The 25412-nt window shown below is 63.6% G+C and carries 21 protein-coding genes and 1 pseudogene; 16 read left to right on the top strand and 6 right to left on the bottom strand.

The genetic code is table 11. From position 1 onward, the window contains the following. Positions 1–50 precede the first annotated feature (50 nt). A complete protein-coding gene (locus KVQ74_RS27490; RefSeq protein WP_217834519.1) occupies positions 51–2444 on the top strand; it encodes a heavy metal translocating P-type ATPase in 2394 nt (797 codons plus the stop codon). Further along, positions 2441–2854, top strand: coding sequence for a Cu(I)-responsive transcriptional regulator (gene cueR / locus KVQ74_RS27495; RefSeq protein WP_025111722.1), 414 nt, complete (start codon positions 2441–2443; stop codon positions 2852–2854). Before KVQ74_RS27490 ends, cueR begins: the two co-directional genes overlap by 4 nt. Here the strand turns inward: cueR and KVQ74_RS27500 are convergent. Then, complete coding sequence (locus KVQ74_RS27500; protein ID WP_217834520.1) at positions 2808–4022, bottom strand: MFS transporter; 1215 nt, start codon at positions 4020–4022, stop codon at positions 2808–2810. The two genes, cueR and KVQ74_RS27500, sit on opposite strands and share 47 nt — an antisense overlap. A 280-nt stretch (positions 4023–4302) precedes the next feature. After that, positions 4303–5199 carry a PA4780 family RIO1-like protein kinase gene (locus KVQ74_RS27505; protein ID WP_217834521.1) on the bottom strand — a complete coding sequence of 299 codons (897 nt, stop codon included), beginning with the start codon at positions 5197–5199 and terminating at the stop codon, positions 4303–4305. A 590-nt stretch (positions 5200–5789) separates the two neighbouring features. Between KVQ74_RS27505 and KVQ74_RS29710 the strand changes: the two are divergent. Together KVQ74_RS29710 and KVQ74_RS29715 are read left to right on the top strand one after the other, a co-directional pair. Then, positions 5790–6722, top strand: a pseudogene (locus KVQ74_RS29710) (cache domain-containing protein); the annotation flags it as partial. 129 nt (positions 6723–6851) lie between these two features. After that, complete coding sequence (locus KVQ74_RS29715) at positions 6852–7580, top strand: methyl-accepting chemotaxis protein (RefSeq protein ID WP_404822774.1); 729 nt, start codon at positions 6852–6854, stop codon at positions 7578–7580. Between the two features lie 80 nt (positions 7581–7660). Here KVQ74_RS29715 and KVQ74_RS27515 read toward each other — a convergent pair whose 3' ends face one another. After that, complete coding sequence (locus tag KVQ74_RS27515; protein WP_217834523.1) at positions 7661–8938, bottom strand: acetyl-CoA C-acetyltransferase; 1278 nt, start codon at positions 8936–8938, stop codon at positions 7661–7663. Positions 8939–9139: 201 nt separating this feature from the next. On the opposite strand from KVQ74_RS27515, the gene KVQ74_RS27520 reads away from it, so the two are divergent. From KVQ74_RS27520 to KVQ74_RS27535, 4 genes are all read left to right on the top strand, one after another. Next, positions 9140–10492 (top strand): 3-oxoacyl-ACP reductase, encoded by a 1353-nt coding sequence (locus tag KVQ74_RS27520; RefSeq protein WP_217834524.1) that lies wholly within the window; start codon positions 9140–9142, stop codon positions 10490–10492. 2 nt (positions 10493–10494) lie between these two features. After that, on the top strand, positions 10495–11349 hold the full coding sequence (locus KVQ74_RS27525; protein WP_217834525.1) for a MaoC family dehydratase: 855 nt from the start codon (positions 10495–10497) through the stop codon (positions 11347–11349). A 324-nt stretch (positions 11350–11673) separates the two neighbouring features. Beyond that, a complete protein-coding gene (locus tag KVQ74_RS27530) occupies positions 11674–13428 on the top strand; it encodes a collagen-like triple helix repeat-containing protein (protein ID WP_217834526.1) in 1755 nt (584 codons plus the stop codon). Positions 13429–13562: 134 nt separating this feature from the next. Beyond that, the gene (locus KVQ74_RS27535; protein WP_217834527.1) at positions 13563–15233 is read left to right on the top strand and encodes a ShlB/FhaC/HecB family hemolysin secretion/activation protein; all 1671 of its coding nucleotides are present in this window, start codon (positions 13563–13565) and stop codon (positions 15231–15233) included. Positions 15234–15337: 104 nt separating this feature from the next. Here the strand turns inward: KVQ74_RS27535 and KVQ74_RS27540 are convergent, their stop codons facing one another. The 3 genes from KVQ74_RS27540 to KVQ74_RS27550 form a co-directional block, all read right to left on the bottom strand. Then, positions 15338–15700, bottom strand: a complete 363-nt coding sequence (locus KVQ74_RS27540) for a DUF6124 family protein (protein ID WP_217834528.1) — start codon at positions 15698–15700, stop codon at positions 15338–15340. A gap of 864 nt (positions 15701–16564) precedes the next feature. Beyond that, entirely contained in the window at positions 16565–16960 is a 396-nt protein-coding gene (locus tag KVQ74_RS27545) for a response regulator (RefSeq protein ID WP_217834529.1), read from the bottom strand. An 80-nt stretch (positions 16961–17040) separates the two neighbouring features. After that, on the bottom strand, positions 17041–17244 hold the full coding sequence (locus KVQ74_RS27550; RefSeq protein ID WP_217834530.1) for a Flp family type IVb pilin: 204 nt from the start codon (positions 17242–17244) through the stop codon (positions 17041–17043). Between the two features lie 340 nt (positions 17245–17584). On the opposite strand from KVQ74_RS27550, the gene cpaB reads away from it, so the two are divergent. The 8 genes from cpaB to KVQ74_RS27590 are packed head-to-tail and all read left to right on the top strand — an operon-like array spanning position 17585 to position 25059. Next, positions 17585–18532: a Flp pilus assembly protein CpaB gene (cpaB, locus tag KVQ74_RS27555; protein WP_217834531.1), complete on the top strand. Its 948-nt coding sequence runs from the start codon at positions 17585–17587 to the stop codon at positions 18530–18532. Positions 18533–18555: 23 nt separating this feature from the next. Continuing rightward, entirely contained in the window at positions 18556–19836 is a 1281-nt protein-coding gene (locus KVQ74_RS27560; RefSeq protein ID WP_217834532.1) for a type II and III secretion system protein family protein, read from the top strand. After that, on the top strand, positions 19833–21023 hold the full coding sequence (locus tag KVQ74_RS27565) for a pilus assembly protein (protein ID WP_217834533.1): 1191 nt from the start codon (positions 19833–19835) through the stop codon (positions 21021–21023). Before KVQ74_RS27560 ends, KVQ74_RS27565 begins: the two co-directional genes overlap by 4 nt. Further along, positions 21020–22291, top strand: a complete 1272-nt coding sequence (locus KVQ74_RS27570) for a CpaF family protein (protein WP_217834534.1) — start codon at positions 21020–21022, stop codon at positions 22289–22291. Before KVQ74_RS27565 ends, KVQ74_RS27570 begins: the two co-directional genes overlap by 4 nt. Before the next feature lie 12 nt (positions 22292–22303). After that, complete coding sequence (locus tag KVQ74_RS27575) at positions 22304–23188, top strand: type II secretion system F family protein (protein ID WP_217834535.1); 885 nt, start codon at positions 22304–22306, stop codon at positions 23186–23188. Beyond that, positions 23185–24075 carry a type II secretion system F family protein gene (locus KVQ74_RS27580; protein ID WP_217834536.1) on the top strand — a complete coding sequence of 297 codons (891 nt, stop codon included), beginning with the start codon at positions 23185–23187 and terminating at the stop codon, positions 24073–24075. Before KVQ74_RS27575 ends, KVQ74_RS27580 begins: the two co-directional genes overlap by 4 nt. Before the next feature lie 10 nt (positions 24076–24085). After that, positions 24086–24775 carry a tetratricopeptide repeat protein gene (locus tag KVQ74_RS27585; RefSeq protein ID WP_217834537.1) on the top strand — a complete coding sequence of 230 codons (690 nt, stop codon included), beginning with the start codon at positions 24086–24088 and terminating at the stop codon, positions 24773–24775. Positions 24776–24786: 11 nt separating this feature from the next. Further along, positions 24787–25059 carry a DUF3613 domain-containing protein gene (locus KVQ74_RS27590; RefSeq protein WP_217834538.1) on the top strand — a complete coding sequence of 91 codons (273 nt, stop codon included), beginning with the start codon at positions 24787–24789 and terminating at the stop codon, positions 25057–25059. Positions 25060–25412: the final 353 nt, after the last annotated feature.

Below are 25412 nucleotides of genomic sequence, written 5' to 3' on the forward strand. Positions count from 1 at the left end.
CGCATGGCAAGGTTGATCCTTGTAGACATCCACTACAGGGAGTACGACCGATGTCCGATTCCACCACCTTCGATCTGCCGATTGCCGGCATGACCTGCGCCAGCTGCGCCGGGCGTGTCGAGCGGGCGTTGAGCAAGGTCAGCGGCGCCAGCGCCGTGAGTGTCAACCTCGCCACCGAACAGGCCCGCGTGCAAGCGCCCGGCAACAGCCTGCCGGCGTTGATGGAGGCGGTGCAGCGTGCCGGTTACAGCGTGCCGCAGCAGACCCTGGAACTGAATATCGACGGCATGACCTGCGCGTCCTGCGTCGGTCGCGTCGAGCGTGCGCTGAATAAAGTGCCGGGGGTGAAAAGCGTCAGCGTCAACCTCGCCAACGAACGCGCGCACCTGGAATTGCTCGGCGCGGTCGATCCACAGAGCCTGATCAGCGTCGTCGGCAAGGCCGGTTATTCGGCCAGCGTGTTTGAACCCGAACAACCCCAAACCGACAACCGCGAACAACGCCTTCACCATGAACGCTGGGCGCTGATCTGCGCCATCGCCCTCGCCTTGCCGCTGGTGCTGCCGATGGTGCTGCAACCGTTCGGCATTCACTGGATGCTCCCGGCCTGGGTGCAATTCGTCCTCGCCACGCCGGTGCAATTCATCTTCGGCGCACGGTTTTACGTGGCGGCGTGGAAGGCTGTGCGCGCCGGGGCGGGCAACATGGACCTGCTGGTCGCCCTCGGCACCAGCGCCGGTTACGGCCTGAGTCTCTACGAATGGGCGACCTCGACCGACGGTATGCCGCACTTGTATTTCGAAGCGTCGGCGGTGGTCATCGCCCTGGTGCTGCTCGGCAAATACCTGGAGAGCCGCGCCAAGCGTCAGACCGCCAGCGCCATCCGGGCACTGGAAGCCCTGCGCCCGGAGCGAGCGCTGCAAGTCATCGATGGCCGCGAACAGGATGTCGCCATCAGCGCCCTGCGCCTCAATGACGTGGTGCTGGTCAAACCCGGCGAACGTTTCCCGGTGGACGGCGAAGTGCTGGAAGGCCAGAGCCACGCCGACGAAGCACTCATCAGCGGCGAGAGCCTGCCGGTGCCCAAGCAACCGGGAGACAACGTCACCGGCGGTGCGATCAACGGCGAAGGTCGCTTGCTGGTGCGCACCACGGCCCTCGGCGCGGAAAGCGTACTGGCGCGGATCATCCGTTTGGTCGAGGACGCCCAGGCGGCGAAAGCGCCGATTCAAAAGCTTGTGGATAAAGTCAGCCAGGTGTTCGTGCCGACCGTGCTGCTGCTGGCCCTGGCGACGCTGATCGGCTGGTGGCTGTACGGTGCGCCGCTGGAAACCGCGCTGATCAATGCGGTCGCGGTATTGGTGATCGCCTGCCCGTGTGCCCTCGGTCTGGCGACACCTACGGCGATCATGGCCGGCACCGGCGTGGCGGCGCGTCACGGGATTCTGATCAAGGATGCCGAAGCCCTGGAGCGCGCCCACGAAGTCAGCGCCGTGGTGTTCGACAAGACCGGTACGCTGACTTCCGGCACTCCGCGCATCGCGCATTTCAGTGCGCTCGACGGTGATGAAAATACCCTGCTGACACTGGCCGGCGCGTTGCAACGGGGCAGCGAACACCCGCTCGCCAAAGCGGTGCTGGACGCCTGCGCCGAACGCGATCTGAACGTGCCCGACGTCAGCGACAGCCAGTCCCTGACCGGTCGCGGCATCGCCGGTCATCTCGGCGGTCGGCGCCTGGCGCTGGGCAACCGTCGCCTGCTGGAAGAAAGCGGCCTGAATGCCGGCGCCCTGGCCGAATCCGCCAACGCCTGGGAAGCCGAAGGCCGGACATTGTCATGGCTGCTCGAACAAAGCCCCGAGCCGCGCGTCCTCGGCCTGTTCGCCTTCGGTGACACCTTGAAGCCCGGCGCCCTGCATGCCGTGCAACAACTGGCAACGCGAGATATCCACAGCCATCTGCTGACCGGTGACAACCGTGGCAGCGCCAGAGTGGTCGCCGAGGCGCTGGGCATCGCCAGTGTCCACGCCGAAGTACTGCCGGCGGATAAGGCCGCGACCGTTGCCGAGTTGAAAAAAACCGCAGTCGTGGCGATGGTCGGCGACGGCATCAACGACGCCCCGGCGCTGGCGGCGGCGGACATCGGCATCGCCATGGGCGGCGGCACCGATGTTGCCATGCACGCGGCCGGCATCACCCTGATGCGCGGCGATCCGCGCCTGGTGCCGGCGGCGCTGGAGATCAGTCGCAAGACCTACGCGAAGATCCGTCAGAACCTGTTCTGGGCCTTCGTCTACAACCTGATCGGCATTCCGCTGGCGGCGTTCGGTTTTCTCAACCCGGTGCTGGCGGGGGCGGCAATGGCGCTGTCGAGCGTCAGCGTGGTGAGCAATGCGCTACTGTTGAAAACCTGGAAACCCGAAGATCTGGAGGACAACCGATGAACATCGGCCAAGCGGCCCGCCACAGTGGCCTGAGTGCGAAGATGATTCGCTATTACGAGTCCATTGGCCTGCTCAAGGCGGCGCACCGCACCGACAGCGGCTATCGGGTCTACGGTGACGACGACCTGCATACCCTGGCGTTCATCAAGCGCTCGCGCGATCTCGGTTTCTCATTGGAAGAAGTCGGCAAGCTGCTGACCCTCTGGCAGGATCGCCAGCGGGCCAGCGCCGATGTGAAGGCCCTGGCCCGTCAGCACATCGACGAGTTGAACCAGAAGATCCGCGAACTCGGCGAGCTGCGCGACACCCTGCAGGATCTGGTCGAGCACTGCAACGGCGACCATCGCCCGGACTGCCCGATCCTCAAGGAACTGGCGTCGGGCTGCTGCGCGCAACCCGCCCGCGCCTGAGCGCCAGCCCTTTCACCGTCAGCAACGTGCCGAGGGGAATGCCGTGGAACAGCAGCACCACGGCCCCCGGCGTCCACCAGCCGTAAAACGGCGCGGCGATGAGCATGCCGATGCCGAATCCGGTCATCTGCAACAGGGTCAGGAAACTGAAGATCGGCAGGCGCAGATGATCGGGTTCGCGTTGCAGCCGGGACATCAGGCTGACCTCCGAGAAACCGTCGCCCAGCCCGGCGGGCAGAGAAAACAGCAGTAATCCGTAAAGGCTGTGCTGCTGGAACATCAGGATGAAACCGCAGGACATCAGCAACACCCCACCGAAGTATCGCCGCTCCAGATTGATGTTCTCCGAGCCTTTGAGTCGGCTGGCGATCCGCGCGCCCAGCAGTTTGCCGCACGCCCACACCGCCAGCATCAGCCCCAGTGTGGTGCTGGCCGAGTCCGGCGTGAGCAGCCTGGAAATGATCGGGAAGCCGACGTTGTGCGCGGCGCTGCCGAGGGTATCGGCCATGGTCACCGCCAGCATCGCCGCGACCACTGGAGCGCGGCGCAGGCCCTGTCGCAGCGCCGACCATTCGTTGCGCCCGGCGACTGATTCGGTGGCAGACTCGGGCGCCGTGAATCGCAGCGGCACGATCAACAGCGCCGCCAGCAAGTACGTTACGGCGTTCAGTGCGAACACCGTTTCGAAGCCGAATCCGGCCACCAGCAACCCGGACACCAGGCTACCGCTGACCATCGCGATGGACGAAGCCGAGGTGATCCAGGCGTTGGTCTTGAGCAGTTGAGAAGGTTCGATCAGGTGCGGCAACTGACTGTTGAGGCCAATGGCAAACATCGAGTTGCCGAATCCCAGGCCAAAGGCAATCAGCGGCAACAGCAACGCTTGCTGACTGACCGGAACGATCAGCAACAGCCCGAGTACGGCAGCACGCAGCAGATCGAACGCGATCAATGGCAGGCGTCCGCTGAATCGCCGATAGAACGCGGTGCCGATCAGACTGGCGAAGATCCCGCCACCGACGCGGCTGGCCAGAAAGATCCCGACGCTCATGGCGCTGTTGCTCAGCAGATAAACGTATGTCGCCAGCGCGACCATGTTGAGGAACGCGCCAAAGTCGGAGATCAGACGCGCGGTGATAATCAGGTAGGCATTGCGCGGGGTGGTCACATTCAATCCTTGAGTGTGGGTGGGGCGGTGGATAGCCCCTCACCCAGGGGGAGAGGGGACTGATCGGGGGATATGGCAGAGATACGCCGACCTGAGCGTTCTTCACCGAATCCACAATCGACTCGGTCATTCGGGTCAACGGATAACGACAGCCCCCCCCGGTCGGCGCCCTCTCCCTCCGGGAGAGGGCTGGGGTCAGGGCAGCGATTCGACTGGCAGACTGCGCCTGAGCCAGCACCCACAGAAACCCGGCGAAAAAGCCGGGTTTCTGTTCAGGCAATCACTGCATCCACGGTGGCGGAGGCGGTTCGTCGGACTTGCCTTTCGGCTCGTCGTCCGCCGCGCGGATCGCTTGCTTGCGCTCTTCGTCCAGCCGCGCCGCTTCGATTTCCCGCAGCACGCCGCCGACATCCGCCAGCTCCTCGGGATCGTCGAATTCACCGGTGAGCACACTGCCGGGGTGCAAGGTGCCGGCTTCGTACAACGCCCACATTTCCTTCGCGTAGCGGGTCTTCTTCAACTCCGGGGCAAACCGGCCGAAGTACGACGCCATGTTGCCCACGTCACGTTCGAGCATGCTGAACGCGTGGTTGTTGCCCGCCGCGTCCACCGCTTGCGGCAGGTCGATGATGACCGGTCCGTTCGGGGTCAACAGCACGTTGAACTCCGACAGGTCGCCATGCACCAGACCGGTACACAGCATCAGCACGATCTGCGTAATCAGGAAGGCGTGGTACTCGCGGGCCTGATCCGGCTCCAGCACCACGTCGTTCAGACGCGGCGCAGCATCGCCGTATTCGTCGGCCACCAGTTCCATCAGCAATACGCCTTCAAGGAAGTCGTACGGCTTGGGCACTCGCACACCGGCGTTGGCCAATCGGAACAGCGCCGCGACTTCAGCGTTCTGCCAGGCGTCCTCGGCCTCTTTGCGACCGAACTTGGAGCCCTTGGCCATCGCCCGGGCCTGCCGGCTGTTGCGAACCTTGCGACCTTCCTGATACTCGGCCGCCTGGCGGAAACTGCGTTTGTTCGCCTCCTTGTAGACTTTCGCGCAACGTAACTGATTACCGCAGCGCACCACATAAACAGCTGCTTCTTTGCCACTCATCAGTGGGCGCAGCACTTCGTCGACCAGACCGTCCTCGATCAGGGGTTCAATGCGTTTTGGAGTCTTCATCAGCTTTTATTGTGGGTCCTTTATTACCAAACACGCGAATGACAGTCGTTATACGGCAATCCTCGCACCACGGGGAGGGGTTGCCGACCTGTGAACCTGTGGATGCACACAGCATGCCGGATCCGTCGGCACAATCCGTCCTCATTTCGACCGCTGCGAATCATAGCCGAGCCTGCACAAGTTGTTGGCCACAGGACTTGAGGGCATTTGCGACAGAATCTGACATCCCGGTTTTCCTCGCCCGCAAGATTTTTCGCGGCAGGCCTCAATTTCCCTCAAGGGCAGCCGATTTCCTCAGTGACAGAGGGATTTGTCCGACAATCGTTCAAAAAATTGCCGCTCTCAAGGATTCGGGGGACGCATAACGTTTTCGGCTGCCAATAAACCGCGGGTCATCTGCACTTCGTGGGTCTACAAGAAAATCTGGAGCGCGGATGAACATCAAACAGAAGTTGACCTGGGCGTTTGCAATCATCGCCTGCTTGCCGGTGGTGCTGGTCGCCACACTGGTGGTACTGAACCTGCGCAGCGATGCCCGGGATGATTTTGTCGACGGCAGCGGACGCGAGATCCGCCAGGTCAGCAATGCCATGCAGCTGTTTTTTGACGGCATCAGCCAGAACGTCGATTACCTGGCGGCGCAACCGCTGGTGAAAAGCGCCGACGGCACCGTCAGAAGCCGCATGAGTGCGAACGCGTCCGACACCTCCGATGGCGAACTCGACAAGCAACTGTTCGCCCTGTTCGAAGGCCTGGCGAAGTCGCACCCGGCCTACTCCTACGTGTCCTACGGCTTGAGCAGCGGTGGCTATGCCTTCTGGCCGGGCGATCCGAAGATGTCCAACTACGATCCGCGCTCCCGTCCCTGGTACAAGACGGCCATGGCCAATCCGGGCAAGACCCTGCGCACCGAGGCCTATTACTGGGCCGGCGATGACGCCGTGCTGGTCAGCACCGTGCGGGCCGTCGCCAACCAGTTGGGCGCCCAGGGCGGCGTGATCAACATCGACGTCTCGCTCAAGCAACTCACCGAGATCGTCAAGCAGATCAAACTCGGCGACACCGGTTACCTGATGCTGCTGGAAAACACCGGCACGGTGCTGGTCGATCCGAAGCAGCCGGAACACAACTTCAAACGCCTCGACAGCCTCGGCGACGGCTACGCGCAACTGGCGAAAGCCGGCAAGGGCCTGGTCGAAGTCGAACTCAACGGCGAGCGCTACATGGCCAACGTCTGGCCGTCGGAGCAACTGGGCTGGACCTTCATCGGCCTGATCAAGCAAAACGAAGTGATGAGCTCGGCCACCCAACTGACCTGGCTGATCGCGATCATCGCCGCAGTGCTGGCAGTGTTGTTCGCCGTGGTCGGCGCCAGCTTCGCCAGTCTCATCGTGCGGCCGATCCGCAGCGTCGCCAGCGGTCTGGAAGGCATCGCCCAGGGCGAAGGTGACCTGACCAAGAATCTCGATATCCGGGGCAGCGACGAAACCGCGCAACTGGCCAACTGGTTCAACCAGTTCCTCACCGCGATCCGCAGCCTGATCCAGCACATCGGTGGCGCAGCGGGGAAAATTCTCGCCACGTCGCAGAGTTCGACCCGAGTCTCCGGCGACATGGCCGAAGCCGCCGGGCGCCAGCGTGAAGCGGTGGACATGGTATCGACCGCGTTCCACGAAATGGTCGCCACCGCCAACGAAGTCGCGCGTTCGTGCAGCCAGGCCGCCGAGTCGGCCGACAGCGGCCAGCGCCAGGCACGCCAGGGCCAGCAGCAGATCGATGCGGCGGTGAACAGCGTCGATCAACTGAGCCAGGAACTGGAGCAGTCGGCGCAGTCGATGCAGCAACTGGAACGCGACAGCAACGACATCCAGTCGATTCTCGGCACCATTCGCTCCATCGCCGAACAGACCAACCTGCTGGCGCTCAACGCCGCGATTGAAGCGGCGCGGGCCGGCGAGCAGGGCCGCGGTTTTGCGGTGGTGGCGGACGAGGTTCGCGCACTGGCCAAACGCACGGCGGATTCGACGGCGGAAATCGACGGGCTGCTGGGCAACCTCGCCAAGCGCACCAGCGCGGTGACGCAGCAGATGCGCGCCAGCCTCGATGTCTCGCAACAGTCGGTGGCACGCATTGGTGAGGCGCGGGAAAGTTTCGGGCAGATCCGCGAATCGGTGGACGTGATCCGCGACATGAACACCCAGATCGCCACGGCCGCCGAAGAGCAGCATCAGGTGGCTGAAGACATCAACCGGCACATCAGCCAGATCCATGGCGATGCGCAGTTGGTGGCGGAACTGGCGAACTCGGCGCGGCTGGACTCGCAGAGCCTGGCCGGGTTGTCGAATGAACTGGACGGGTTGGTGCGTCGGTTCAAGACTTGAGATCAAGGGGCTGAAAAGCCCCTCATCGGAACGCCCCCCTGACCCTCTCGCTCCGTGAGAGGGTCAGGGTGAGGGGGCTTTCAGCGCTCAACGATAGCCGTCACCCCCTGCCCGCCCGCCGCACAAATCGAAATCAACCCACGCCCCTGCCCCGCCGCATCCAGCAGCTTCGCCAGGTTGGCAACGATCCGCCCGCCCGTTGCCGCAAACGGATGCCCCGCCGCCAGCGAGCTGCCTTTCACATTCAGACGACTGCGATCAATCGAACCCAACGGCGCCTCAAGTCCCAGCCGGGTTCGGCAATATTCCGCATCCTCCCAGGCCTTCAAGGTACACAACACCTGCGCCGCGAATGCTTCGTGAATCTCGTAGTAATCGAAGTCCTGCAAGGTCAGGCCGTTGCGCGCCAGCAAGCGTGGCACCGCGTACACCGGCGCCATCAGCAAGCCTTCGGCGCCGTTGACGAAATCCACCGCCGCCGCTTCGCCATCGCGCAGGTACGCGAGAATCGGCAGCCCTCGCTCCTTCGCCCATTCCTCGCTGCCCAGCAGCACCACCGATGCACCGTCGGTGAGCGGTGTGGAGTTGCCGGCGGTCAGCGTGCCCCTGGCGCTTTTTTCGAAGGCCGGTTTGAGGCTCGCGAGTTTTTCCAGGGTCACGTCCGGGCGCAGATTGTTGTCGCGGGTCAGACCGGAGAACGGCGTCATCAGATCGTTGTGCCAGCCCTCGCTGTAGGACGCGGCCAGTTTCTGGTGGCTTTCCAGCGCCAATTGATCCTGCGCCTCGCGAGGGATATTCCAGGTCTGCGCCATCAGCTCGCAATGCTGCCCCATCGACAGCCCGGTGCGCGGCTCGCCGTTGCGCGGAAACTCCGGGATCAGGTGCCTGGGCCGCAGTTGCAGAAATGTCTTGAGTTTGTCGCCGGTGGTCTTGGCGCGGTTGGCTTGCAGGAGGATTTTGCGCAGGCCTTCACTGACGCTGATCGGCGCGTCGGACGTGGTGTCGACCCCGCCGGCAATCGCGCAATCGATCTGGCCGAGGGCGATTTTGTTTGCCACCAGCAACGCCGCTTCCAGACCGGTGCCGCAGGCTTGCTGGATGTCATAGGCGGGCGTGGTGGGTGAAAGGCGCGAGCCGAGCACGCATTCGCGGGTCAGGTTCATATCCCGAGACAGCTTCAGCACCGCCCCCGCCACCACCTCGCCGATGCGCTGACCGTGCAGGTTGTAGCGTTCGATCAATCCTTCCAGGGCGGCGGTGAGCATCGCCTGATTGCTCGCGGTGGCGTAGGGGCCGTTGGAGCGGGCAAAAGGGATGCGGTTGCCACCGATGATCGCGACGCGGCGCAGCTGGGTCATGAAAAGCTCCTTTTCAAAAAATATCGAATTCACCGCTGGCCCGCTCTCGCCGGGCCAGTCACTTCTTGAAATCCAATCCGCCCACAAAACCACCGGGGGCAAACTACTCTGCTGTTCTAGCGTAGGCCTTATTGCGTGGATCGAACGATTGATTGCCCGATGCAGTCCACACTTTGAACCCCATCTTCTGGAGAGCGTTCCATGTCTGACCGCTATATCGACTTCGCCAACTCGTCCATCGGCCACCGCCTGGTCGGGGCCTTGGGCCTGCCGTCGCCGGTGCGCCTGGAACGCTGGCAGGCCGGGCGCCTGCGGCCGGTGGACGGGCCGCTGCTGATCGGTGGCGGGCCGCTGGCCGAGCACGTCAGCGCTTTCGCCAATCGCCTGACCGACGCGATCTACCGTTACGGCGAGCAACCCACGGGCGCCACCCAATGGATTCCCGGCCATGGCCCGAAACTCAAGGCCGTGGTGTTCGACGCCAGCGACTTGCAGCACACCGACCAGCTCAAGCAACTGCGCGAATTCTTTCAACCGCTGATGAAAAACCTCGCCGGCAGCGCGCATCTGGTGATCCTCGGTCGCGCGCCGGAAACCCTGCGCGAGCCGTTTGCCGCCAGTGCGCAACGGGCACTCGAAGGTTTCTCCCGCTCGCTGGCCAAAGAGCTGCGCAACGGCGGCACGCTGCAACTGATCTATGTCGGTGACGGCGCCGAGGAACAACTTGAAGGGCCGCTGCGGTTTTTCCTGTCGCCGAAAAGCGCTTTCGTCTCCGGCCAGGTGATTCGCCTGAACGCCTGCGCCACCCAAGTCAGCGACTGGACGCGACCACTGGCCGGACGCAAGGCGCTGGTCACCGGGGCTGCGCGGGGCATTGGCGCGTCGATCGCCGAAACCCTGGCGCGCGATGGCGCCGAAGTGATCCTGCTTGACGTGCCACCGGCCAAAAACGATCTTGAAGCCCTGGCCGCGCGTCTCGGCGGACGCGCCATTACCCTCGACATCTGCGCCGAAGACGCCGCCGCGCAGTTGACCGAACAGTTGCCGGACGGCCTCGATATCCTCGTCCACAACGCCGGCATCACCCGCGACAAGACCCTTGCCAACATGACCCCGGAATTCTGGGATGCGGTGCTGGCGGTCAACCTCAATGCGCCGCAAGTGCTGACCAAGGCCCTGCTCTACAACGGCACCCTGCGCGACAACGCACGGGTGGTTTTGCTGGCTTCGATCAGCGGCATCGCCGGCAACCGTGGGCAGACCAACTACGCGGCGAGCAAGGCCGGGCTGATCGGCCTGGCCCAAGCCTGGGCACCGAGCCTGCTCGAACGTGGCATCAGCATCAACGCCGTGGCGCCCGGTTTCATCGAAACCCAGATGACCGCGCACATTCCGTTCGGCTTGCGCGAGGCCGGGCGGCGCATGAGTTCGCTGGGCCAGGGCGGCTTGCCCCAGGACGTCGCCGAAGCCGTGGCATGGCTGGCGCAACCGGGTACGGGCGCATTCACCGGACAGGCGTTGCGGGTCTGTGGACAAAGTGTTCTGGGGGCTTAGGCATGAGCATCGAATGGCAAGACCTGCCGCGCGAACCGAGCCTGCCAGGCCTCTACGCGCGGGCGGCGACGCGCCGCAAAATCACCGGCACCCACCTGCCCGACAGCGGTTTGCGCTGTTGGACCGACGTCGATGGCAAACGCCTGGCGGCCTATCGCAAGGTCTGCGGCTTTGTCGATGACGGTCTGCTGCCGCCGACTTATCCACACATCCTCGCGTTCGCCCTGCAAATGCAATTGCTCACCGCCAAAGACTTTCCGTTCCCGCTGCTGGGGCTGATTCACCTGAGCAACCGGATTCGCGTGCTGCGCCCGATGGGCGGGATCAGCCGGGCGCAGATCAGCGTCCGCGTGCATAACCTGCAAGCACACCCGAAAGGCGCGACGTTCGATCTGCTCACCACCCTCGACGATCAACTCGGGCCGCTGTGGGAAGCGGAAAGCCAGATGCTGTGTCGCGGCGTGAAACTGGAGGGGGAAGCCATCGAGCGCACCTGGGAGCCGACGCTGCCCCTGGTGCAAGTGGCGCAATGGCCGGCACCGGCGGACATCGGTCGCCAGTACGCCAGGGTGTCCGGGGACTACAACCCGATCCACCTTAGCGCCGTCAGCGCCCGGCTGTTCGGCTTCCCCACTGCAATCGCCCATGGCCTGTGGAACAAGGCCCGTACCCTGGCGGCGCTGGCCGATCACTTGCCCAGGGCCAATCTGGAAATTGCCGTGCATTTCCGCAAACCGGTTCGCCTGCCCAGCGAAGTGACCCTGCTGGCGAGCGCGGCCGGTTCCAGTGGCGAACTGCGGCTGATCGGAGCCGGGGATCTGGAACACATGGTCGGCAACTGGCAGCCGATTGCCTGAGTATCTTCGTGACAAAGGGGCCCGAGCGCCGGAGAGCATGTCAATTGTGTGTATATAACTTAAGTGTTTCCGGCGCTTGTGCGCGCTGACGAAAATCTTCCGGCCTTGATTCTCAAGGCTTTTTTTTGCCCGCCTATATCTTGTGGATTAGTCCTTGGGAAGTACCCTCGGCGCTGTATATAAAGGCGTTAATACCAACTTGAGAATGGCGTGGATCCAACCCCGGGATTGAGATGGGCACAACGGACGAAGGCATTGCCGGCAACAGAAACGGCGAGCCATCGAAGGCAACGAACGTTGTGACAGGTGCAAGGACTCTCAATCATGAAAACTCAAGTCTGGTACAAATCGGCAACAGCTTTGGCATTGATCCTCTCCCTCGGCCTCACCGGTTGCAGCAGCGGCGGTGGCGGTCATCACAGCAGCTCCGGCAGTTCATCGCCGGACAGCGCGGCAGCAGGCAGTGGCGGCACGGGTGGCAGCGGTGATTCGGCGGGTACAGGCGGTACGGGTGGCACTGGTGGCACTGGCGGAACCGATGGTACGACGGGCACGGGTGGAACCGGCGGTACGGGCGGTACGGGCACAGGAGGTACTGGCGGCACCGGCGGCACAGCGGGCACGGGAGGCACCGGCGGGACTGGTGGCACGGGCGGAACAGGAGGCACCGGCGGTACTGGCGGCACCGACCCGACCAACCCAACCAACCCTACCGATCCAACCAACCCGACTAACCCGACCACGCCTGCGCTGGTCACCACCACACTGGTTCAGGATGTCGGCAACACCGTCAGCGGCGTTGGCGATAGCGTCGGTCAGGTCGGGGATGCACTCAGCGGTGCTCCCTTGGTCGGCGGTGTGGTGCAGAGCGCAGCCAGAACCGCAGGCAATGTCGTCACCACGCTGGGCGACGGCGTGTCCAACGGCATCGGCAAACTGGCCAGCACGCCCAACGGTGTGGGCGTGACCGCCTCGTCGGTCGGTGGCGTGGTGCAGGATGTTGGCGACGGAGTCACCGATGTCAGCGGCAAACTGGCCACCGCCACCGGCAGTATTCCGGTCGTCGGTGGCGTGGTCACCCGGGTGGCGCCGGTACTCGGCGGCGTTGGCGAGCGAGTCACCATGCTCGGCGACACCCTCAGCACCGCCACGACCACAGGTCCTCTCGGCGGCCTCACCACTCAGGTCAGCCAGAAACTGGTGCCGGTGATCGCCATGGTTGAAAGCACCACCGACAAGATCGGCAGCACCACCGGCCTGGGCAGTCCGCTCAATGGCGTGATCCAGAAAGTCGGCGGCACCGTCGATGGCCTGGGCGACAAGGTCGCCGGAGCCGGCAATGGCAACGTACTGACCAACAGCGTCGGCGGCGCCCTGAACAACGTCGGCACCACCGTCGCCAAGTCTGGCGGGCTGACGTCCAACGGCACCGGAGGCGACACTGGCGGCCTCGGCGGCACCGGTCTGCTGCAAACCGTTGGCGGCGCAGTGGCCAACGTCGGCAGCGGTCTGAGCACCGGCAATGGCGCCCTGACACCGGCCGGCAACGTCCTCGCCTCGACCGGCGGCACCGTGGCCTCGCTCAACACCGCGCTGGGTGGCCCGGGCACCACCATCACACCGCCAACCACACCACTGGCGACCGCCACCAACAGCATTGGTGCGGGCCTGGCTCCAGTCACCACCGCCGTCACCAACCTGACCCAGAACGTCGGTGCCAGTACCGGCCTCGGCAGTCCGGTCTCGACCCTCACCGCACAAGTGGGCGGGGCCGTCAGCAACCTGGGAGGCACCCTCGCGGGCAGCACCAGCAACCCGATCGTCAACGCCGTGGGTGGCACCGTCGGGACTGTCGGCACGACCGTCACCGCTGTCGGCGGGGCGCTCAATGGAGGCACCGGCACAGGCGCCACTATTCCGGTGGTCAGCCCGGTCACCACGGTGGTCAGCAACACTGTCAACACCGTCACCAACACCGTCGGCGGAGTGCTCAACACCGGCGCCAGCGGCACAACCGGCGGTGGTCTGGGCGGTGTGCTCGGCGGCCTGACCGGCACCCTGGGCGGCAACAAACGCTGAATTGCACCTGGCCGATTCGACGGCCTTACCTACAGCGCCTACGCTTGGTTGGAGGCGGAAGATTCCCCCGAATCTTCCGCCTTTTTCTTGGAAGAAAACCCGCCAGGTGCTGCGGTTTGAACATGGAGTGTCCTATGCGCGTAATGGCATCCCTGCTGTTCCTCAGTCTCAGTTCTGCTGCCCTCGCCGACACGCTGCCCAGCTTTCTCAACAGCAACGAAACGATCCGCAACCTGCCGGTGCCCAACCTCCCGGCCGATGCCTTCCGTCCGGGCGCCACGCCCCTGCAAGTGCCGGAACCCGGCGCCGCAGCGGCGGAACCGTTGATGATGGGCACCCGGATAAACCTCAGAACGGTGCAGATCGAGGGCGGCACGATCTATCCGCTCAACGAACTGGCCGAGGTCTACAAACCCCTGATTGGCAAACAGAGCAGCCTCGCCGACCTGATCGAAGCCACCCGCACCATCACCCGCCGTTACCAGCAGGACGGCTATCTTTTGTCCTACGCCTTCCTGCCGCAGCAAACCTTCGACGACGGCGTGGCGCGAGTGGTGCTGGTGGAAGGCTACGTCAAGGATTACCAGTTGCAGGGCGACATCGGCCGGGTCAAGGGCCTGCTCGACAAACTGGTGGCGAAACTCCAGGCCGAACGCCCGCTGACGCGCAAGACCTTCGAGCGCTACACCACGCTCATGAGCCGCATCCCCGGCGTGACGATCCAGGCCCAGGTGCCACCGCCCGGCACCACCGACGGCGCCACGTCGCTGATCGCCCAGGCTAGCCGCAAACCGGTCACCACCAGCCTCAACATGACCGAAGACAACCGCAACGGCACCCAGGCCCTGTTCGGCATCACCAGCAACTCGCAGACCTCGATGGGCGAGCAACTGTCGCTCAGCGGCCTGTTCCCGCCGGGGGACGATCACGAACATTACTATCGCCTGGACTACAACCAGTTCATCGACGACGAAGGCACCCAACTGGCCCTCTCCGCCTCGCGCTACCGCGCCGACCCCAGCACCAATGTGTTGCTCGACAACGGCCTGCAACTCAAGCCCCACCGCGAAAACGACCGCTACTCACTCGGCTTCAGCCTGCCCCTGATCGCCGCCCCCAACGAACTGCTGACCGCCGGCTCACGCCTGTACGCGGTCAACGACAAGACCCGCTACAAAGTGATCGGCTATCCGCTGAGCGCCGAAGTGCGCACCGACATCCGCGCCCTCGCCTTCGAAAGCGACTGGCGAGTGGCCGACGCCCGCCAACTGCGCATCCTCAGCGGCGGCGTTTACCAGGGCTTCGACAGCATGGGCGCACACACCAACAACAGCGCCATCGACCTGGACTTCTTCCGGCTGCGACTGTCGGGGGTGCAGAGCGACAAGTTCTTCGACAACTGGCAAGGCGTGATCTCCGCCGCGCTGTACTGGAGCGCCGACACCCTGCCCGACAGCGAGCGCGCCGTCTTCGGCGGGCAGAACTTCGGTCGCGGCTACCCCGACGACCAGGCCTCCGGCGACAAGGGCTGGGGCGTGGCCTACGAGATCAACTACAGCTTCAACCGCGACGGCAACTGGGTGCGCATCCTGCAACCGTACTTCGTGCTCGACCGCTCGAAATCCTGGTTCAACCGACTGGCCGTCCAGGACAACGACCTGTCCTCGGCCGCCATCGGCCTGCGCTTCGGCGACGCCAAGTACTACAACATCGCCCTGGAAGCGGCAAAGCCGATGTCGGATGAAGCACTGGATACGTTCAACCGACGGGCGCGGTACAGCATCAGCTTCAGTTATCAGTTGTAGAGCGTTGTTTGTTGGAAACGGGTTGACTGAGACGCCGCCTTCGCGGGCATGCCCGCTCCCACAGAGGATTGCTCGCGAAGGACAATGACCCGTCTCCCGGAGAATCAGGTTCGCGGATCAACCCGATCCAGCGCCCGGTTCACCGCCAACTGCGCCAGCATCACAATCTGCTGAATCGCCAGCGCCGTACTGCGCTGCTCACCGCCCAGCTCATTGGCAAAGTTGCTCGACATGACATTGGCCGACGCCAGGGACTCACAAGCATGGGCCAGCAGACTTTCGGTATCGATGTTGGGACAGACCATGAACATCAGACTCGGCTTACTGGGCTTGCGGGAATCCGGAACGAGGTAAAAATCGAGGGCACGCTTGATGGCTTCGCGGTTACGGGCGAGCTCCTCTTCGCGCATGGCGTCGGCGAGGGGGGTTGATTCTTCGAGGGGTGGGTCGGGAATTAGTTTGTCCATTAAAACAATCCTCACATGTCTTGGAGTGCCATGTTTGCCGTTCTCACACGGCAAAAAGGTGGCAGCTATGTACGGGGTGAGAAACCGGTTATGGACACCCGGCCAGACCAAAGCCTGCCCGCACACAGCCGCCATTACGCATTTACAGACAGCGGATTTGCTGGCGGCGATTATGCGGGGACAGACTCTGTATGACCATAAGTAGCCGGGTTCTCACACCCGATCGCTGAGTGTTCAGCGACAGCAAAAAGACTAGAGAGCCGGCTTCCGACGGACAACCTGAAAACCTTGTGGGAAGGATCTGTGGATTCAGACAGTTCTTTAAACAGATCCAGAATCGCAGCCCTCACCCTAGCCCTCCCGAAACGTCGGACCGCCCGGAGGGAGAGAGAACTGATCGAGGTGGCAGAAAAAAAATATACACCCGCCAAAACCAGGTCGGCTCGAAGGCCGCCTTCGTGGGCAAGCCCACTCCCACAAAAAGCAAAGGCCATCCGCCTCTGCTTCTCACCACTCAACACAATGAGCGTTAGCTCGAGTACCGCTTTTGACGTGCCGGCCCCTTCGGCAGGCTGAGTGGAGGGATTTATCCGGGGGTGGGAGCGCAGCGACCGTTCGACGAAGTCGAACACATCGAGAGGAGGTGCAGCGAAGCAAACCGTAGGCGATGCCCCCGGATGAATTCCGTAACGAAGGAACCCCGAGCCTAAGCGAGGGGCCGTACGCCGGGGCACAGACTTTTGGTTACTTTGGGGCGTTTGCCAAAGTGACTCGCCGTCAGGGCGAAACCATAGGAAGCCGTTACCGCAGCAACGGATATGTACACCAAACACCCAAAGCCTGGTCGGCCCAGAGGCCGCCAAGTCACCGAAGCCGGGGAAACAGATTATCGAGCGTCTCGAGCAGACGAACATGATAGATAGGCTTGCGAAACAGATCCAAAACCTGCAACCGCAACATATCACTCACATCCTCCATATCCGCATGCCCCGACGTCACAATCACCGGCAAATGCTCCCGCGAAGTATGCTCACGCAAGCGCCGGATCAACGACATGCCACTCTCCTCCGGCATCCGCAGATCAGTAATCACCAGCGCAATATCCGGATGCCGGGTCAAATGGTGCAGCGCCAGCTTCACCGACGTCGCGGTATGACAGACAAACCCCTCCCCCTCCAGCAACTCCGCCAACTCCAGCAACGCGTCCTCCTCGTCATCGACCAGGAGCAATTGTTGGCGGGAGTTGGCGGTGGAGTTCATGGGCAATACCTGCAATGGACCGAGCCCTGACGTTAGAACCCCTTGGGCGCATTCGCAAGTTGCCGGCGCTGACCCATCGGTTATTGAAGTGCGGTAGAGATACGAGTGAACAAGTTGGTGATATCCGTTCCGATACCGGCACTAAGTCCTGCAATCACCAACGCCACCATGGCGGCGACAATCGCGTATTCGATACCCGAGGCACCTTCGGTGTCCTTGGCCAGCCCCTTATAAAACGCAATTTCGGATTGGATTTTCAGCAGCGCTTTTTTTGCAAAGGACATGACGACTTCTCCTTGAAAGGCACGGGCGTTGCGCGTTCGCAACATGATTCCCCTGTGCCAGCATCAGCATTGTCGGCATTCCCCGGCCCTACAACTGTAAGAACGAATTAACCCAAAAGTAGTAGTTCGCCAAATAACTGCAAAAAACCATGTTTGGCGCTTTAGCCCCCTACTTTTGCTCGATATTTCCGCCTCGGTAATGGCGTTTTGTTCACCCTGCGCTACCGTCAAATAGCGAAATAGTTACTTGTTCATAGCTGCCTGATTGCGAAGTTGTCTCGTCGGGATTCACGGGTCATTGCAAGAGACATAAAAGCGCAGCGGGAAAGGGAGAGCCGTCATGAACAGTCGCGTCACTCTGGGCCTGGCCAGCTTGTTATTGCTGGGTGCCATTCTCGCCGGTTACTGGGGCCTCACATTGAGCCGCCAGGCACCGGCCGCCGAACCCGTTGCCGCTGCTCCCGTCGACGTGACGCCGACGTCTGTCGCCCCTTCACCGGCAGACGATCCGACGCGCAAACCGGTGGTGGTACTGCTGCGCGACATTGCCCCATTCGTGAAAATCACTGCCGCCGATGTGGCCGTGGAGAAACTGCGGACCGCCCCCGTCGGCAGCTTCGGCGGTGTCGATCAAGTGATCGGCCGTACCCCCTGGCGTGCCCTGACCGCCGGCAGTTGGTTGAATGAAGAAAGCTTCGCGCCGGGCAGTCCGCTGGCGCGGATGATTCGCCCCGGTGAACGGGCGCTGGCGGTGTCGGTGGACGAGGTGGTCAACGCCGGAGGGCAACTGGCGCCCGGTGACTACGTGGATGTGCTGTTGTTTCTGCGCAAGGACGAGAGCAACCCGCAGCCCTCCGCGCAACTGGTGGTGCCGGCGGTGCGCGTGCTGAGTGTCGGCAGTCAGATGGGCCTGACCAACGACGGCCAGCCCGCCAGCCCGGCCCACACTGAAGAGGAAAAACTCAAGCAGGAACAGTTGCGCGCCGTCGCCCGCAGCGTGGTGCTGGCCGTGCCCGAAGCGCTGAGCAACCGCTTGATGCTCGCCTCCAGCGCCGGGGTGTTGCGGCTGGCCGTGCGCAGTGCCGACGAACAGCAACTGGCGAAGTACTGGGCCGGCGACGATGCGATTGCCGCCGCGCTCGACACCCCGCGCCGCGAGCTGATCGAGTTCAGCCAACTGTCGCAGGTGGCGCCGCCCAAACCCTTTGCAGTCGCCAGCCAACCGGCCCCGCGCAAACCCGCCGTGGAGGTCATCCGTGGCACCGAATCCGTCCAACCCACTCCCTGAAATCCGAGCAAGGACGCACTTACATGCGCAGACGCTTCACGCCCCTGTTCCACGGTTTGCTCCGGGTTTCGCTGCTGAGTGCCGCTTCGATCGGCAGCGCCGCTGCGGCGACGGGCACCGGCAGTTGCTCCGCGCTCGGACCGTTGCCGGCGGTGCTGGAAGTCGGTGAAGGCTTGCAGCAGGCATTGCAATCGCCGGTGGCTATCACTCGGGTCGCCGTCGGCGATCCGAAAATCGCCGATGTGCGCGTGACCGGTGACCGGGCCGTGCTGCTCACCGGCGTCGGTCCCGGTGCGACCACGCTGATGATCTGGAGCGCCTGCGCCAGTGCGCCACGCCAGAGCATGGTATTCGTCCAGGGCAAGGCCAGCGCGGCGATGACTGCGGTAACGTTGCCCGCTGGCGAAGACCCGACGCTGCCATCGCAAGTGCAGACCGACATCCGCTTCGTCGAAGTCAGCCGCACCAAACTGAAAGAAGCCAGCACCTCGATCTACGGCAAGGGCTCGAACAACTTCCTGTTCGGCGCACCGGGCACCGTGCCAAACACCTCCGTCACCCCCGGCGTGGTGCCGCTGCGCAACCTGCCCGACCCGCGCATCGCGGTGCCGAGCATTCCGCTCGCCAATGACATGTTCAACATCGTCTGGGGCGGCGGCAGCAGTAAATTCCTCGGCATCGTCAATGCGCTGGAAGGCAGCGGGTTCGCCTACACCCTGGCGCGGCCGAGCCTGGTGGCGTTGAGCGGACAGAGTGCGAGTTTCCTGGCCGGCGGCGAAATCCCGATCCCGGTGCCCAGCGCCAACAGCAACAGCTACTCGATCGAGTACAAGGAATTCGGCATCCGCCTGACCCTGACCCCGACCGTGGTCAGTCACGAGCGCATCGCCCTCAAGGTCGCCCCGGAAGTCAGCGAACTCGACTACAACAACGGCGTGACCATCGGCGGCACCACAGTGCCGGCGTTCACCATCCGCCGTACCGACACCAGCATCTCCCTGGCCGATGGCGAGAGCTTCGTCATCAGCGGTCTGATCAGCACCCACAACGCCTCCCAGGTCAACAAGTTCCCGGGGCTGGGCGACATCCCGGTGATCGGCGCGTTCTTCCGCGACACCTCGCTCAATCGCGAAGAACGCGAACTGCTGATGATCGTCACCCCGCATCTGGTGCAACCGCTGGCAGCCAACGCGCCATTGCCGGCGCTGCCCGGCGAGAAACTGCGCAACTACGATCCGAACTGGTATCGCCTGTACTTCCTGGAAAACGGCAACTTCGATAAACGCAGCGGGTTATCGCAATGAGCCAGAACCTGAGCCAGACCTTCCTCGCCATCACCCGTAACAACACTGATCTTGAGTGGCTGCAAGGTGCGCTCGCGCCGCTGGGCCAGGTGGTCAGCGCCGGGGGTGGCAGCCTCGACGAGTTGCTGGCGCTGGTCGACGTGACCTTTGCCAGCCTGGTGTTTGTCGGCCTCGATCGCGAACATCTGGTGGCCCAGAGCGCGCTGATCGAAGGGGTGCTGGAGGCCAAGCCGATGCTGGCGATCGTGGCCCTCGGCGATGGCATGGACAATCAGCTCGTGCTCAACGCGATGCGCGCCGGGGCGCGGGATTTCGTCGCCTACGGTTCGCGCTCCAGCGAAGTCGCCGGGCTGGTGCGCCGCCTGAGCAAACGCCTGCCCGCCGTGGCGCCGAGCACCCAGCTCGGCGGCTTGACCGTGCTGTACAGCCCACAGACCAACGCCGATGGCGCGCTGCTCGCCAACCACATGGCGCTGGTGGTGCAGAAAAGCGGTCAGCAGACGCTGCTGCTCGATCTCGGCCAGTCCCGGGGTGACAGTCTGGCGCTGCTCGGCCTGGAGAGTTCGTTTCATTTCGGCGACGCCCTGCGCCACTTGCGCCGGCTCGACACCACGCTGATCGACAGCGCCTTCACCAGCACCGAAGCGGGTCTGCGCATCCTCGCCTACGCCCCCGGCGACGAGCCGCTGGAACGTACCAGCGCCGCCGAGCTGTACATGTTGCTCAGCGCCCTGCGCCAACACTTCCAGCACATCGTCGTGAACCTCACCGGACAGTCCGACAGCGAGGCGCTGCGCACCTTCGTCAGCCATTGCGACAAGCTGCTGTGGTACACCGACCAGAACGTCCTCGACTGCCGACGCAATCTCGCCGTGCTCAATCTGTGGCGGGAAAAAGGCATGAAGCTCGATCACGGCCGGTTGCTGGTGGATCGCTACCTGCGCAACGTCGCCCCGGACTCGGACACCCTCGGCCGCACCTTCGGCCTGGACGTCATCGCCGTGCTCGCCTACAGCCCCGAGGTGCGACTGAACGCCAAGAACCAGGGCGTGAGCCTGTTCGAACTGGCCCCGCGCGAAAGCCTCAGCCAAAGCCTGCGCACCCTCGGCGAACGCCTGGCCAAACGCTCCGAAGGCCTGGCCAAACCCAAGTCCACCTGGTTCGAACGCTTGCGAGGTAGCTCATGAGCAGCGAACAACTCTTCGGCGGGCCGCAGCGCCCACCCGTCGGCAACGCCGATCACGACGGCCTGAAGCGGGTGCTGCACCGCTACATCATCGACGCCATCGAGGAGTCGGGGAAAAACCTGCTGGAAGGCTCACGACAGGTGCTGGCGCAATTCGTGATCGACAAGGTCGCCGAATACATTGCCCGTCTGCACCTGGCGATTTCCCGCTACGAGATGGAACGCCTGGCCGAAGAAATCGTCGATGAGCTGACCGGTTTCGGCCCTTTGGAAGTGCTGCTGCGCGACAGCGCGGTGACCGAAATCCTGGTCAACGGCCCGCATCGGGTGTTCATCGAACGCGAAGGCGTGCTGCACCTCAGCGACCTGCGTTTCATCGACGCGCATCACGTCGAACGGGTCATGCAACGCATCCTCGCCCCGCTCGGCCGGCGCCTCGACGAGTCGTCACCAATGGTTGACGCACGCCTGCCCGACGGCAGCCGGGTCAACGCGATCATCCCGCCGATTGCCCTCGACGGCCCGTGCCTGTCGATTCGAAAATTCCGCAAGGACATGCTCAAGAGCACCGACCTGATGGCGATGCAGACCATCGATCAGGCAATCTTCGACTTCATCGAAGAGGCGGTCGGCAAGCGCTGCAACGTCCTCATCAGCGGCGGCACCGGCACCGGCAAAACCACCCTGCTGAACATCCTCAGCCAGTTGATCAACCCGCACGAGCGTCTCGTCACCATCGAAGACGTCGCCGAACTGCAACTCGGCCATCCGCATGTGGTACGCCTGGAAACCCGTCCGCCGAACGCCGAGGGCCACGGCGAAGTGAAGGCCAGCGACCTGATCCGCAACGCCCTGCGGATGCGTCCGGACCGGATCATCCTCGGCGAGATTCGCGGGGTCGAAGTGCTCGACGTGCTCACCGCGATGAACACCGGCCATGACGGTTCGATGAGCACCGTCCACGCCAACAACGCCCAGGACGCGCTGTTGCGCCTGGAAACCCTGGTCGGCCTGACCGGCCGCAGCATCGCCGAACGTACCCTGCGGCAGATGATCTGCGCGGCGCTCGACGTGATCATCCAGTTGACGCGCATGCCCGACGGCCGTCGCTGCGTCAGCGAAGTGGTGGAAGTGGTCGGCATCCGCGACGACGTGTACGTGACCAACACCCTGTTCCGCCTCGACCGACGCGGCGGTTTCGGCTTCCTGCGCGAAGCGGTCAACCCGGCGGGCGACAAGCTGCGCCGCGACGCAGTGCTGGCGCACTGAGGGAGCCCGCCCATGCTCAAGCCGCTGCTGTTGATCCTCGTCTGCCTGACCTTGCTCGGCCTGTCGCTGCGCCTGTTCTACAACGGCTGGCGGCAGAACGGCACCGAGCGCGTGCTGCAACGCCTGAATCAGGGGCAACCGCAACTGAGCAGCGAAGCACCGCGCTGGGCCAGACTGGAACGGGCCTTCCTGCGGGCCGGCCTCGGTCGCCCAACCGAGCGTCTCGGCGTGTGGCTGTTGCTGTGGGCATTCGGCGTTTTGCTTGGGTTCGTCCTCGGCAAGTGGCTCGGGTTGCTGTTGTTCATGGTCTTGCCGCCGCTGGCACTGCGGCTGTATGTCAGTTGGCGTTACCAGCGACGGCTACGGCGGATGATCGAACAACTGCCGTCATTGCTCGACCATACCGTGCGCAGCCTGAAATCCGGTCGCACCCTCGCCGACGCGGTGCTCGGCGCCATCGAGGCCAGCGAAGATCCTCTGAAAAACGCCATGGGCCGGGTGCAGCGCAACGTGCAACTGGGGGTCAGCCTGGCGGATGCCGTGTCGGACCTGGCCGAACTCTATGAGAGGGACGAACTGCGCCTGTTCGCCCTTGGTCTACGGGTCAACCATCGTTATGGCGGCAACGCCAGCGAGCTGCTGGAGAACCTGATCAAGATGATTCGCGAACGCGACCAGGCTTCGCGCCAGTTGCGCGCCATGACCGGCGAAACCCGCGTCACGGCCTGGGTCCTCGGCGTGCTGCCGGTGAGCCTCGCCGGCTACTTTCTGATCTCCAATCCCAAATACCTGATCGCCATGTGGAACGACCACTCCGGCCAACTGATGCTCGCCACGGCGTTCGGCTTGCAGGTGTTCGGCTGTCTGTTGCTCTGGCGGATGTTGCGCAGCCTATGAACGCCCCCCTGATGCTTGGCGCCCTGCTGTTGCTGACAGCGGCGGTGTTGCTGCTCGGCCACCTTCTGGAGCAACGCCGACGCGCCCGCCAGATCAACCGCCGACTGGCAGGCACGCTGACCCGCGACAACCGCTTCGGTACGCTTTTGCAGGTGCTCGGCGAGAGCAGGGTCGGCCAGCACAGCGTCAGGCTCGACAACGAAACCCAGACCCTGCTCAACCGCCTCGGCTGGCGCAGCGCCCGGCAGCGTTCGCTGTTCGCCGCCAGCCAGATCGGCTCACCGTTGTTGCTGCTGGTCATGGTCGCACTGATCCAGGGCGTGCTTTTCCCACAGGTGGAGAAGCACTGGATCGCCCCGCTGTTTGCCATGGGTCTGGGTTACCTGTTGCCCAAACGCTTGCTCGCCATGGCGGCCAACCGCCGGCAAAAGCAACTGTCGACGGAGATTTCCACCTTCATCCCGCTGCTGCGCATCCTCTTCGAATCCGGCATGGCCGTGGAACAGGCCCTACGGGTGTTGAGCCATGAAGCGCGGGCGCTGCTGCCGATACTCACCCACGAATTGCGCCTGGTGCTGGCCCGGGTCGACTCCGGTCTGGAACTGGGCGAAGAACTGAACAAAGCCACGCGCCTGATGGCGGTGGACGAATTCACCGACACCTGCGTGATCCTCCAGCAGTTGCTGCACCAGGGTGGCGGCGCGATGAAATCGCTGCTCGCACTCAAGCAACTGCTTGACGACCGGCGCCTGACGCGCCTGCAGGAATACATCTCGAAAATGTCCGCAAAAATGTCCGTCGTGATGATGCTGTTTCTCTTCCCGGCGCTGTTGATCGTCCTGGCCGGCCCGGGCTTCACCGCCCTGGCACGGGCACTGGGTTCTTAGAGGGATCGTGATGAAAGCAATGATTGCCGGTATGACGCTGCTGATGCTCGGCGGCTGCGCGAACACCGGGCAGACCCCATGGGATGCCCTGACCAACCAGGCCAGTTGCGGCAAGCTGAGTTCGGAGCAGCAACTGTCGCTGAACCTGGCCGACGACATGGCCAACGACGGCAAACTCCACGCCAGCCTGGCCAACCTGCAAAGCCTGCCGGACAACCTCGCCGACGTGCGCCTGCGCAAGGCCAAGGTCTATCGCCTGCTCGGCCGTAGCGAGGCCGAACCGCTCTATCGCGGCCTGCTCGGCAGTTGTCTGGCCGCCGAAGCCGAACACGGCCTGGGCCAACTCGCCGCCGCCCGCGCCGACTACGGCCAGGCCCAGGCCCACCTGCAACGCGCCGCCCGCCTGGCCCCGACCGACGAAAAAATCCGCAACGACCTGGGCGTGGTGTACCTCAACCAACTGCGCCTGGAAGACGCCCGCTTCGAATTCCTCACCGCGATGGAGCTCAAGCAGAGCGATCAACTGGCCGCCCTGAACCTGGTCACGCTGCTGCTCTACCAGGACGACTGGACCCGCGCCGCCGAACTGGTCAGCCGCCTGAAACTGAGCCCGGAACAATTCAGCGAGGCCCAGGCCCGCGCCGAAAAACTCAAACTCCCCGCCCCCGCCAACCGCCTCGCCGCCGCGACGCTCCCGTAAGGAGGCCTGCCATGAAATCCACCCTGCTGTGCCTGACCCTGCTGACCCTGCCCCTCACCACCCACGCCATCGACGCCGGCCCCGCCTCGCCCCAACAACAGGAAACCGAAGGCTGGCTCCTGCTGCAAAGCCGCAACAAAGTCGCCTCGCCCACACCACAGACCAGCACGCCGACGGAACGCGAACTGAGCATGCAGCGCTGGCTGAAGAGCTACCAGCATGAGATTCCGGAGTTCTTCGATCAGGATCAGGGAGGGAAGGTTGATAGCGGGAACGGGAGTTGATTGCGTGGGATTTGCCAATTTGGAATGCCCGGATGAATTCGAACTTCAAAACCAAGATCAAAAGCCCCTCGCCCTAGCCCTCTCCCGGAGGGAGAGGGGACTGACCGGGATGGCAGTGACGAAGGCGTACACCCACCAGAACCAGGTCGGCTCGTAGGCCGCCTTCGTGGGCAAGCCCACTCCCACAAAAGCAAAGGCAAAGGCAAAGGCAAAGGCAAAGGCAAAAGAAGTCCACTTCCGCCCTTCACCACTCAACACAATGAGCGTTAGCTCGAGTACCGCTTTTGACGTGCCAGCCCCTTCGGCAGGCTGAGTGGAGGGATTTATCCGGGGGTGGGAGCGCAGCGACCGTT

The organism is Pseudomonas botevensis, from assembly GCF_019145475.1.
Taxonomy (GTDB): Bacteria; Pseudomonadota; Gammaproteobacteria; order Pseudomonadales; family Pseudomonadaceae; genus Aquipseudomonas; species Aquipseudomonas botevensis.